The following is an 11,081-nucleotide window of genomic DNA, read 5'->3' as shown; positions in this document are numbered from 1 at the left end:
CTTCACTTTCTGATTTTAAGACATCAATTAAAGAAATTTCGTTGCCTTCTTTATCCTGACCGATGGGGTCATGTAAGGAGACATCCTTTTTAGTTTTTTTGAGTGCGCGTAAATGCATCAGAATTTCGTTTTCAATACACCGCGCCGCATACGTTGCCAGCTTTGTTCCTTTTCCAGAGGAATAGCTTTCGATGGCTTTAATGAGTCCGATCGTCCCGATGGAGATGAGGTCTTCAGCGTCTTCCCCGGTATTTTCAAATTTCTTGACAATATGGGCGACGAGCCGAAGGTTATGTTCAATCAGCATATTTCTCGCGTGTTCATCGCCCTGTGCCATAAGGGCTAAGTATTTTTTTTCATCATCTCCTGAAAGGGGCTGTGGAAAGGCATTGTTTTTGACATAGGACACCAAGAACACCAATTCTTTGACCATCAATCCCATCGCTGTAAATACTCCTGCCACGATTTTCACCTCCACCATGTTTAGGCCACTGCCTATATCCTCAAATGTATGTGAAGGGGGGATTGTCTGTGTCTGTACGATGAAAAAATCATCTTTTTCGAAAAAAACGGGCTTCTGTTCGTCTGTTTTTGCTGCCCTTCTCATATGTTTGCGGTTTCTTTGCGGTGCTTGGCGGTCAAGAAGCGTGCTAAAATATGTAATATTAGACCGAAAAGGAAGGGGTTTTTTCGGAACATGGGGAAGGTTCTTTCTTCACATGTAGGTATGAAAATTAATGAATGGTATCGAATGATACGGCAGTTCAGTGTTCCAGATGCGGAAATCCTGAAAGCAGAAGTAGAAGCGGAAATTGAACGGATGGAAGAGGACCAGCATTTACTGATTTATTATCAGCTCATGTGTTTTCGGCACCAAATCATGCTTGACTATATACACCCTTCAAAATATCAACCTTTCTCAGTATCTAATCTTGTCGATAAAATCGAAAATTCCAATCATGAGTTATCTGATATGCTGCATTATTACCATGCATTTTTTCGTGGCATGCATGAGTTTAGTCAAAAAGAATATTTAGAAGCCGTCAAATATTATCGAGTGGCAGAAAAACAGCTGTCCATGGTATTTGATGATATTGAGCAGGCTGAGTTTCATTTTAAAGTAGCAGAAGCCTACTATATAATGAAGCAAACGCATGTCTCGATGCATCATATTTTAAAGGCGCTGGAAATATACGATCAGCATGATGCCTACTCTATTCGCATCATTCAGTGCCTTTTTGTTATCTCAGGAAACTATCAAGATCTAAAACGAAAAGACCGGGCACTGCCTCATTTAAAAAAGGCAAAACAGCTCGCATCACAGATTGATCACCCGCGGATATACAGTTCAGCGCTTTATAATTTAGGAAAATGTTATGGGGAGCTGGGCTATAGAGAGGAAGCAGAACGCTATTTAACGGAATCGGCTGATATTGCCTGTAAAGAGCAGCTTCCCACGCTTCCGCATACGCTCTATACGCTGGCAAAACTGCTTTTTAGACAAAATGAACAAGTGGAAGCACGCCGCATATTAGAAGATGGAAAATTAGCTGCAAAGAAGCATGAAGACCAGCTGTTTTGTCATATGTTTGAGTATCTGGATGCTTTATATGTTCAAGGAATGAATGAAGAACAACTGCAAAAAACCATTGATTATTTGGAAAAACTTAGCCTATACTCTTATATAGAGGATATCTCACTAGAAATTGCGACAGCCTTAGAAGCCTCTCAACAATACCAGAAGTCCAACCAGTATTATCAGAAATTATTATGGGCTCAAAATCAAATCCAAGAAGGAGAGTGTCTGTATGAATTCTAAGCAACGTTCGACAGTTGAAGAGAGAAACCAAACGTGAAATAAAAAGCGGGCCTGATGGGCCGGCTTTTTTTTGTCAAAAAAGAAGTCAGAGATGCGGACCGTGACTATGAATGCTGAATGATTCATCAAAAAGCGGGCAATTTAATCTGTAAGAATGTTCTGTGGAGGCGGTCAAATGAGAGGGTTGCATGTCTTGATGTGTATATTGCTGCTATGCACGTTTGTTCCTAATAAAATAGAGGCTCGAACATTAAAAAGGATCGACCTAGAAAAAACAGGACGAGCTTTTTGGGACATGAGACAGGAACGAAAAAAGATTGCACTGACCTTTGATGATGGACCTCATCCAGTGTACACGAATCAAGTATTGGATGTGCTCAAGGAGCATCAAGTGAATGCCAGCTTTTTTGTTGTAGGCAGCCGTATTCATACATATCCAGAGATTGCGGAACGAATCGTAGGCGAGGGAAATGAGCTTGGCAATCACACGATGAATCATACGTATTTTGACCTGTTATCATCAAAGGAGATCAAGCAGGAATTAAAAGAATCATCGGCTCATATCGCTTCACTTCAGCCTGGCGGACCCTTATTATTTCGCCCCCCTGGTGGCCGCTTGACGATGACATCATTCCGCATTTTGTCAAAGCAAGGATATGATGTGGTCATGTGGTCCTTTACGCAAGATCCGAAGGACTGGTCAAGACCAGGCTCACGCAAAATTGCGAGCCGGATTATTGATCATATTCAAGGCGGCGATATCATTCTTTTGCATGATGGCGGGGGCAATCGGAAGCAGACGGTAGAAGCACTGAAACAAGTGATTCCTGAATTAAAGGACCGAGGCTATGAATTTGTCAAAGTGAGCGAACTGCTGCATCATGACAAAGCGTATGTACCTGTTCAACTGCAATAGGAAGCATTCGTCAAAAACAGTCATTCATTGAAACCAAAAGTCTTGTCGTTTACTATATGAAGAGGGCTTTTGGAGGTGAATGTTGTGAAGAAATGTGTTGTCCTTTTTATCCTGCTTTGTGTCGCTGCTGGGTGCTCAAAGCCAGAACAAGAAAGTGTCATTGCATTTGGCGACAGCAATACAAGGGGATCAAACTGGGACTTTCGAGATTATCCAACATCTGAAAAATGGGTGAATCTCATGAAAAACGTCGAGCGCGGCCAAATTCAAGTGAAGAATGCGGGCATTGGTGGGCAGACAACTGAAGACGCGAAGCTTCGCTTTGAGCAGGATATTTTAAAGCAGAAACCAACTTACGTCCTCATCATGTTCGGTACGAATGATGCGGCGATTTTAGATGGGAAACATCCCCGCGTGACGAAAAAACGATTTAAAGAAAATGTATCCTACTTCATTTCTGAAAGTAGAAAAGAAGGCATTACCCCGATTCTCATGACCTGTGTACCTGTTGTAGAAGGCGGAAAAAAGGGCTTGTATTACTACTCTAGGTATAAGTCATCTTATTTTGCTGAGAGAGGCGGGGCAAGAGCTTGGCAAAATTCCTATAATGACATTACGAGAGAAATAGCCAAGGATCAGCAAGTACCGCTTGTCGACAATTGGAAAGCGTTCATCCGAGAAGCTGGAGAAGATAGTGACAATGCGCTGATTCAATCAGGTTTGATCGACCCTTCTGGCAATCATATGACGCCAAAAGGGGCAAGAATTATTTATAACGAAATCAAAGAGCGTGATGTCATCAAACATTTTTAAATGATGGCCATCTGCCTAAACAAGACCATCCATCCAGCATAGTCTAACAGTATATCTTCCTAGAAGGAGGTAACTGATATGTGGGGATGCCCTTATCCTTACCCTGCGTGTTCACCTTATCCAGCTCAAGGAGCAGGAATCGGTTACGCTTTTCTTGTTGTGTTCCTTGTGGTCATTTTGGTCGTAGGCGGAGGGTTATGGTTTTGGAATGAACAGCCTTGCAAATAAGACACCTCTTCTTTGATGAGAAGGGGTGTTTTTTACGGAAAATAGTAGTAAGCCTATAGCGCAAGTGATATAATATCAGTCACCTGAGTTTAAAAAAGGAGAGTGCTCGGGAGGCATGGTTCCTGCGAAATGGAATTAAGAGGAAACAGAGAGCATATGCCCGAGCGAACGTCTTTTCATTTCTGTCTCAATTAATTCAATGAAGTCGCGATTTAAGTTCATTTCATTTGCTTTATAATACGATTCTATAAGTAAATCATCTGACAGCTTTTTCATACTAGAAACCCATATGATGGGAAAAACACCTCCCCTGAAAAAGTTGGCATAAAACTTAAGGAAAAGACATATCATCATAGGTTGATCGAATGTCTCTGAAGTACCTTTAATCTACCATGAATGGGAAACAAGAACAATCGTTCTGTTATCCACATGGTGAAGTGGATAACTTGTGGGTAGAGTGTTTATAATTGAATGAAAGCGTGATGAAATATAGGTGGATAATGTGTGTAAAATTATCCACACCTGTTGAAGGTCCTCATCATATGTCGAAAACTTTTTCATTGTATTCGATAGACAGACAAATTGTGATTTGATTCGACACAATCGCTGAAAAACCAATGGAAGAAAGGGTGCAAATTGTGCTAAAGAAGTATTTCTTACCGGATGAATTTGTGAAAAGCATTTTCCACATTTCACCGCAAAAACTAAAAGAACGAAATGTAAAAGGAATTATTACCGATTTAGATAACACACTAGTAGAATGGGACCGTCCAAGTGCGACGCCCCGCTTAATTGAATGGTTTCAAGAAATGAAGGATCACGGGATACAAGTGACGATTGTATCGAACAATAATGAAAAAAGGGTCAAGCTTTTTTCTGAACCAGTTCATATCCCGTTTATTTATAAAGCGAAAAAGCCTATGGGAAGAGCCTTTAATAAGGCAGTCTCTGATATGCAATTGAAAAAAGAAGATGTGGTGGTCATTGGGGATCAGCTCATGACCGATGTACTAGGCGGGAATCGTCATGGCTTCCATACGATTTTGGTCGTCCCTGTCGCTGCCTCGGACGGATTTTTCACCAAGTTTAACAGGCAGATTGAACGCAGAATTTTAGGAGCCTTAAAACGTAAGGGCCACATTCAGTGGGAGGAAGAGTAATAATGGAAAAGGTTGTTTGTATTGGCTGCGGTGTAGCCATTCAGACGGAAGATAAAGATCAATTAGGATATGCGCCGGCAACATCTCTATTGAAAGAAGATGTGATCTGTCAGCGCTGTTTTAGGTTAAAGAACTACAATGAAATACAAGATGTTTCTTTAACAGAAGACGACTTTTTAAATATATTGCACAGCATTGGAGAGACAGATTCTCTGATTGTAAAGGTCGTTGATATTTTTGACTTTAACGGAAGCTGGATCAATGGGCTGAGTCGTATTGTCGGTGGTAATCCGATTTTACTCGTCGGCAACAAAGTAGATATTTTACCGAAATCCGTGAAAAAAGATCGTCTGATTCATTGGATGAAACGGGAAGCGAAAGAAAACGGATTGAACCCGATCGATGTTTTCTTAATCAGTGCAAGCAGAGGTCAGGGCGTACCTGAGGTGATGGAAGCGATCGATCATTACCGCGAAGAAAGAAATGTCTATGTCGTCGGCTGTACGAATGTTGGAAAATCCACATTTATCAATCGAATCATCAAAGAAGTATCTGGCGAAGAGAACGTGATCACCACATCCCAATATCCAGGTACAACACTTGATGCCATTGAGATCCCGCTTGATGACGGATCTGCTCTATTTGATACGCCGGGCATTATCAACCGTCATCAGATGGCGCACTATGTCAGCAAAAATGACTTGAAGATCTTAGCGCCGAAAAAAGAATTGAAACCGAGAACGTTCCAATTAAATGAAGCACAAACACTTTATTTTGGCGGGCTTGCTCGATTTGATTATGTAAAAGGCGGCAGAACGTCATTTGTCTGTTATATGCCAAATGAGCTGAACATACACAGAACAAAGTTAGAGAACGCAGATGATTTATATGAAAAACATGCCGGGGAACTGCTATCACCGCCATCAAAAGAGGGGATGGAAGATTTCCCTCCGCTCGTTCCGCATACCTTTACGATTGATCAGCCGAAAATGGACATCGTCTTTTCAGGCTTAGGATGGGTAACGGCAAATGATGCAGGGAAGCAAATCAAAGTCTATGCGCCAAAAGGCGTTCATGTGTTTATGAGACGTTCGTTAATTTAAATGTTCAAAGGGGGAGAGACCTTGAAACCTTTATACGGATTAATCGGTAACCCTGTTGGTCATTCAATGTCTCCGGATATTCATAATGCAGCATTGAAGGATGCTGGGATTGATGGACATTATCATGGCTTTCAAGTAGAAGACGAAGACCTTAAAGATGCCATTCACGGTATGAAAGCCTTAGGAATAAGCGGCTTTAACGTCACTGTTCCGCACAAGGTAGACATTATGCAGTACCTTGATAAAATTGATGTGACAGCTGAACGCCTGCGTGCAGTCAATACGGTGCGGCTCGAAGGAGGTCAGCTCGTCGGGTACAACACAGATGGAGAGGGCTTTCTTCATTCATTGCTTGAAGCCTTGGATCAGCCATTATCAGAGCTGTCATTTCTTATGATTGGTGCTGGCGGAGCGGCAAGAGCGATTTATACGACAATCGCTGACTATGCACCGAAAAGCTTTGATATCACCAACCGCACCATTGAAAAAGCTGAGGCTTTAATTGAAAGTGCAGATGGGAACATCACATCTAGTGCCATTACTTTAAAGACAGCAGAAGAACGACTTGGGGAATATGATGTCATCATCCATACGACCTCAATCGGTATGTACCCGAATGTTGAAGAAACCCCGATTTCTTTAGCAAACGCAAAAAAAACAGCGGTCGTTTGTGATATTGTGTATAATCCAATAGAAACAAAGCTGCTCAAAGATGCAGCTGGGTTAGGTTTGAAAACAGTAGATGGTGTCGGCATGTTTGTTGGACAAGCAGCAAGAGCCTTTGAATTGTGGACAGGCATCACGCCTGACGCCAGAAAAATGAAGTCAATTGTGATAGAGAAATTAGGAGGAACACCATGTTAAAAGGGAAACAAAAACGTTTTTTACGTGCAAAAGCACATCATTTATCACCTATTTTTCAAGTAGGAAAAGGCGGGGTAAATGACAATATGATCAAGCAAATTTCCGAGGCGCTTGAAGTAAGAGAACTGTTAAAGGTCAGCGTATTACAAAACTGCGACGAGGACAAAACGGAAGTTGCGAAAGCACTTGTAAAAGGTGCAAAAGCTGAACTTGTTCAAACGATCGGAAATGTGATTGTCCTTTATAAAGAATCGAAGGAAAATAAACAAATTAAGCTGCCGTAAAGGTGGATGTGATATGAAAAAAATAGGGTTGTTTGGCGGTACGTTTGATCCTCCTCATAATGGGCATTTGCTGATGGCGAATGAGGTGCGTTTTCAAGTAGGGCTTGATGAAATGTGGTTTATCCCAAATCACAAGCCCCCTCATAAAACAGACCGGAAACGAGCAGATAGTCGTCACCGGGTGAAAATGGTGGAAGCGGCGATCCAGTCAAATCCACATTTTCGGCTGGAGCTCATTGAAATGGAGCGAGAGGGTCCATCTTATACAGTGGATACGGTGGAGCTTTTAAAGAAGCGTCATCCTGAAGATGAGTTCTTTTTTATGATTGGAGCTGACATGGTCGAGTATTTGCCAAAATGGCATCGGATTGATGATTTGCTTCAGATGATCACCTTTATTGGGATGAAAAGACCGGGTTATGCCGGAAGTACGGCATATCCTCTTTTATTTGCAGATGTTCCAGCTTTTGATGTATCATCGACTTTGATTAGGCAGCGAATAAAGCAGGAAAAACCTGTCGATTATTTGATACCGAAAGCTGTTGAGCGTTATATAAAGGAGCATCATTTATATGAATCGTGAAGAAGCATTGAACTGTGTCAAAGAGCAGTTAACAGAGCATAGATATACACATACACTCGGGGTCATGAGTGCAGCCATTTCATTAGCGGAACGGTTCGGTGCAGATGTGAAAAAAGCAGAGATCGCCGCTATTTTTCATGATTATGCGAAATTTAGACCAAAGGAAGAAATGAAGGGAATTATCCAGAAGGAACAGATGAACCCTCTATTGCTTGAATATTCGCCTGAGCTTTGGCATGCCCCGGTTGGTGCTTATCTGGTTAAAAAGGAAGCAGCTATTAACGACCAAGACATTTTAACTGCCATTGAATTTCATACATCAGGCAGGCCAAACATGACATTACTTGAAAAGGTCATTTATGTCGCTGATTATATCGAACCAGGACGTCATTTCCCTGGTGTTGAAGAAGTAAGAGAGTTAGCAGAGCATGATTTGGATAGCGCGCTGGTTCAGTCACTAAAAAACACCATCAGCTTCTTATTGAAAAAGAATCAGCCAGTCTTTCCAGATACATTGGCTACTTACAACTCGCTTGTGCATAAGAACAATTAAGGAGGAATTTGGATGGATTCATCATCAATTTTAAACGTCGCGGCAGGAGCATGCGATGATAAACGGGCTGAGGATATTATTGCCCTTAATATGCAAGGAATCTCACTTGTTGCCGATTATTTTCTCATTTGTCACGGGAACTCTGATAAGCAAGTGCAGGCCATTGCAAGAGAAGTAAAACATCTTGCAGAGGAAAGTGGAATCGAAGTGAAGAAGATGGAAGGCTTTGATGAAGCAAGATGGGTATTGATTGATCTTGGTGATGTCATTGCTCATGTGTTCCACAAAGAAGAAAGAGGATACTACAACCTAGAGAAGCTATGGGGAGATGCGCCGAGAGAAACGCTTTCACTTGGCATTAACTCATGATTTATCAAGGGTTTGCAGGTGTGTATGACGAGCTCATGACACATGCACCTTATGATGAATGGGTTCAGTGGATCCAGCAGAATATCAAACCGAATGCTGCCATTATTGATGTTGGCTGTGGAACTGGAGAGATTTCTCTTCGGTTAGCTGAAAAGGGCCACACAGTCACAGGAATTGACCTCAGTGAAGAAATGCTGGCCTTCGCGCAGCAAAAAGCACAGGCGAAAAGGCAGTCAATTCAATTTTTACACCAAGATATGAGAGAGCTTACGGGCTTTGAGCAAGTCTTTCAAGCAGCGGTTATTTGCTGTGATTCCTTGAATTACTTAAAAAACGAAAATGACGTCAAAAAAACCTTTAAAAACATGTTTCAGCTTTTAGAGGCAGATGGGGTTTTACTCTTTGATGTTCATACACCTTATAAAATGGAAGAGGTATTCCCAGGTTCGACTTATGCCGATCAGGATGAAGAGATCAGCTATATTTGGCAGAGTGATAAAGGGGATGACGTGTATTCGGTCATTCACGATTTAAGCTTTTTTGTAAAGGACGGAGACGTGTATCAGCGTTATGATGAGACACATGAACAGCGCACATTTCCATTTGAGACATATGCGGCGTTCCTTGAGTCCGCTGGCTTTGTACAGATAGAAGTGACTGCTGATTTTACTAATGAAGTCCCTGGGGAATTCGCCGAAAGATATTTCATTTCAGCTAAGAAACCAAAAACCATCGTTTAATGGAACGATGGTTTTTTAAAACCCTTTTTTCGCTTGTTGCAGAGATGATTAATTTCTGCGATCATCAGTAAACACACTTGGCGGGTATTGATGCGCAACCGCTTCAAGGTCTTCATCGAATTTTTCATGGGTGTTTTGAAAGAGGCGGTGAAACATATCTTGAACACCTGCTTCAAGTGCTTTAATCCCTTCACCAGTGACGCCGCCTTTAACACACACTTTGTCTTGCAGTGTCGGAAGGGTATAGACTCTTTTTTCAATCAAACGGCCAAGTCCTACAAGCATATCTTCTGATAAGGTGGTGGCTTCTTCTTTAGAAATATCTGTTTCTTCGACAGCTGCTTCAATCATTTTCTGAACGAGAAAGCTGATAAAGGCAGGACCGCAGCTGACGATATCTGACGCCGCTCTTGTAATCGAATGATGAATCTCAACGGGTGTTGAAATGCAGGAAGCTAACTGTCTTAACGCTGTTTTCGTCGCGACATTGCATGACGATCCAAATGTTAAAAGTGACGCCCCTGATAAAGCGCGGTTCGTAATGCTTGGAATCAGCCGTGCTGTTTGACAAGGAACGATATCCTGAAGCTGTTCAGGATGTACCGGGCTTGTGATGATGACAATGGTTTGGTGCTCTGTTAAAAGAGGGCTCAGCTCTTTTAAAAGTGGATAAATATCAAGCGGTTTGACACAAACAAAGATAAAATCTTTATTCGTGACAGCTCCTGTAAGCTGTTTCGTAACTTCAAGCTCTGGGTGGTTCTTTTTTATATTGAACGCTTTTTCAATGGTCCGGTTTGTGATGGTGATGGATGAGGGATTGACTGCCTTTGATTCAATAAATGCCTCAGTAAGTATGGTACCCATGTTTCCTGTACCGATTATCCCTATATTCAAACGTTCTCCCTCCTTAGACGCATAGGATCTGTTATCTTCTAAACAGTATGTTGAGCAATAGAAAAATATGATTGAAAGAAGCGTGAGCACGTGAAGCGACTCATTCCATTGAAAAAATACAGTCTTTATATCGGAGCTGGGCTCATGGTCGTGATCATCATCACTTTTTTCCTTTTCGCAGGAAATAGGGAGAGCAGCAGAGAGCCAAGTGTATTGAAGGAAGATAAAGACATACAAGTCACATTAGAAGACAAACAAGAAAAGACCGATCATGAATCATCTCCCATTTTTGTAGAGGTCAAAGGAGCTGTGAAAAAACCAGGTGTTTATAAGTTTCAATCTGATGCACGGGTAGAAGAAGCGATCCGGAGAGCAGGGGGCTTTACTAGTAAAGCAGACACGATTGAAATCAATCAAGCAGCAAAATTAGAGGACAGTATGATGATTTATGTCCGGAAGCAGGGAGAAGCGGAGAGGCAGACGCAAATAGCAGCTGCTGACGCTCCATCGGGTAATGAAAAGAGTCAAGGTGTCAATGTCAATCAGGCTGATGCGGCGGAATTGCAAACCATTAACGGAATAGGGCCAGCTAAAGCAGAAGCCATCATTACGTACAGAGAGGAACACGGGGAATTTCAACAAATTGAAGATTTGCGGAACATTTCAGGTTTTGGGGAGAAGACCATTGAACGGCTGAAAAGTGAATTGACCGTTAAGTAGAATTGACGGTATAGAAGAAAGGCATGTACACT

The 11,081-nt window shown here is 41.8% G+C and carries 16 protein-coding genes; 13 read left to right on the top strand and 3 right to left on the bottom strand.

The window, feature by feature from the left end:
- Positions 1 to 463: RNA polymerase sporulation sigma factor SigK (gene sigK / locus C6Y03_RS10695; protein WP_142393303.1), on the bottom strand; the 463-nt coding region annotated here is incomplete at its 3' end.
- Between the two features lie 234 nt (positions 464 to 697).
- Here sigK and C6Y03_RS10690 point away from each other — a divergent pair.
- The 4 genes from C6Y03_RS10690 to C6Y03_RS19175 all read left to right on the top strand — a co-directional run bounded on the left by C6Y03_RS10690 (position 698) and on the right by C6Y03_RS19175 (position 3,776).
- On the top strand, positions 698 to 1,819 hold the full coding sequence (locus tag C6Y03_RS10690; protein WP_034661385.1) for a Rap family tetratricopeptide repeat protein: 1,122 nt from the start codon (positions 698 to 700) through the stop codon (positions 1,817 to 1,819).
- A 175-nt stretch (positions 1,820 to 1,994) separates the two neighbouring features.
- Entirely contained in the window at positions 1,995 to 2,735 is a 741-nt protein-coding gene (locus C6Y03_RS10685; protein WP_060596638.1) for a polysaccharide deacetylase family protein, read from the top strand.
- 84 nt (positions 2,736 to 2,819) lie between these two features.
- Complete coding sequence (locus tag C6Y03_RS10680; protein ID WP_223249890.1) at positions 2,820 to 3,548, top strand: SGNH/GDSL hydrolase family protein; 729 nt, start codon at positions 2,820 to 2,822, stop codon at positions 3,546 to 3,548.
- A gap of 78 nt (positions 3,549 to 3,626) precedes the next feature.
- Positions 3,627 to 3,776 carry a hypothetical protein gene (locus C6Y03_RS19175; protein WP_003217499.1) on the top strand — a complete coding sequence of 50 codons (150 nt, stop codon included), beginning with the start codon at positions 3,627 to 3,629 and terminating at the stop codon, positions 3,774 to 3,776.
- A gap of 135 nt (positions 3,777 to 3,911) precedes the next feature.
- On the opposite strand, the gene C6Y03_RS10675 is transcribed toward C6Y03_RS19175, so the two are convergent.
- A complete protein-coding gene (locus C6Y03_RS10675; RefSeq protein WP_003217327.1) occupies positions 3,912 to 4,052 on the bottom strand; it encodes a sporulation histidine kinase inhibitor Sda in 141 nt (46 codons plus the stop codon).
- Positions 4,053 to 4,414: 362 nt separating this feature from the next.
- Between C6Y03_RS10675 and C6Y03_RS10670 the strand changes: the two genes are divergently transcribed.
- Genes C6Y03_RS10670 through C6Y03_RS10635 form a run of 8 tightly spaced genes read left to right on the top strand, consistent with a single transcriptional unit; the run spans position 4,415 to position 9,432 of the window.
- The gene (locus C6Y03_RS10670) at positions 4,415 to 4,936 is read left to right on the top strand and encodes a YqeG family HAD IIIA-type phosphatase (RefSeq protein ID WP_034662006.1); all 522 of its coding nucleotides are present in this window, start codon (positions 4,415 to 4,417) and stop codon (positions 4,934 to 4,936) included.
- Positions 4,937 to 4,938: 2 nt separating this feature from the next.
- Positions 4,939 to 6,039, top strand: a complete 1,101-nt coding sequence (gene yqeH, locus C6Y03_RS10665; RefSeq protein WP_060596639.1) for a ribosome biogenesis GTPase YqeH — start codon at positions 4,939 to 4,941, stop codon at positions 6,037 to 6,039.
- Positions 6,040 to 6,060: 21 nt separating this feature from the next.
- Complete coding sequence (gene aroE, locus C6Y03_RS10660) at positions 6,061 to 6,903, top strand: shikimate dehydrogenase (RefSeq protein WP_106036885.1); 843 nt, start codon at positions 6,061 to 6,063, stop codon at positions 6,901 to 6,903.
- Positions 6,897 to 7,187, top strand: a complete 291-nt coding sequence (gene yhbY / locus C6Y03_RS10655; RefSeq protein ID WP_034661378.1) for a ribosome assembly RNA-binding protein YhbY — start codon at positions 6,897 to 6,899, stop codon at positions 7,185 to 7,187. The genes aroE and yhbY overlap by 7 nt, the downstream gene beginning before the upstream one ends.
- A 13-nt stretch (positions 7,188 to 7,200) precedes the next feature.
- The gene (locus C6Y03_RS10650) at positions 7,201 to 7,770 is read left to right on the top strand and encodes a nicotinate-nucleotide adenylyltransferase (protein WP_060596641.1); all 570 of its coding nucleotides are present in this window, start codon (positions 7,201 to 7,203) and stop codon (positions 7,768 to 7,770) included.
- The gene (yqeK, locus tag C6Y03_RS10645) at positions 7,760 to 8,323 is read left to right on the top strand and encodes a bis(5'-nucleosyl)-tetraphosphatase (symmetrical) YqeK (protein ID WP_060596642.1); all 564 of its coding nucleotides are present in this window, start codon (positions 7,760 to 7,762) and stop codon (positions 8,321 to 8,323) included. The genes C6Y03_RS10650 and yqeK overlap by 11 nt, the downstream gene beginning before the upstream one ends.
- A gap of 12 nt (positions 8,324 to 8,335) precedes the next feature.
- The gene (gene rsfS, locus C6Y03_RS10640; protein WP_003217467.1) at positions 8,336 to 8,692 is read left to right on the top strand and encodes a ribosome silencing factor; all 357 of its coding nucleotides are present in this window, start codon (positions 8,336 to 8,338) and stop codon (positions 8,690 to 8,692) included.
- The gene (locus tag C6Y03_RS10635; RefSeq protein ID WP_106039274.1) at positions 8,689 to 9,432 is read left to right on the top strand and encodes a class I SAM-dependent DNA methyltransferase; all 744 of its coding nucleotides are present in this window, start codon (positions 8,689 to 8,691) and stop codon (positions 9,430 to 9,432) included. Before rsfS ends, C6Y03_RS10635 begins: the two co-directional genes overlap by 4 nt.
- A gap of 48 nt (positions 9,433 to 9,480) precedes the next feature.
- Here the strand turns inward: C6Y03_RS10635 and comER are convergent, their stop codons facing one another.
- Positions 9,481 to 10,329 carry a late competence protein ComER gene (gene comER, locus C6Y03_RS10630; protein WP_060596644.1) on the bottom strand — a complete coding sequence of 283 codons (849 nt, stop codon included), beginning with the start codon at positions 10,327 to 10,329 and terminating at the stop codon, positions 9,481 to 9,483.
- Between the two features lie 90 nt (positions 10,330 to 10,419).
- On the opposite strand from comER, the gene C6Y03_RS10625 reads away from it, so the two are divergent.
- Complete coding sequence (locus C6Y03_RS10625; protein WP_106039273.1) at positions 10,420 to 11,049, top strand: helix-hairpin-helix domain-containing protein; 630 nt, start codon at positions 10,420 to 10,422, stop codon at positions 11,047 to 11,049.
- Positions 11,050 to 11,081: the final 32 nt, after the last annotated feature.

The sequence above is a fragment of the Bacillus sp. LNXM65 genome (genome assembly GCF_002998575.1).
Classification (GTDB): domain Bacteria; phylum Bacillota; class Bacilli; order Bacillales; family Bacillaceae; genus Bacillus.
This window is presented reverse-complemented; position numbering and strand designations above follow the sequence as displayed.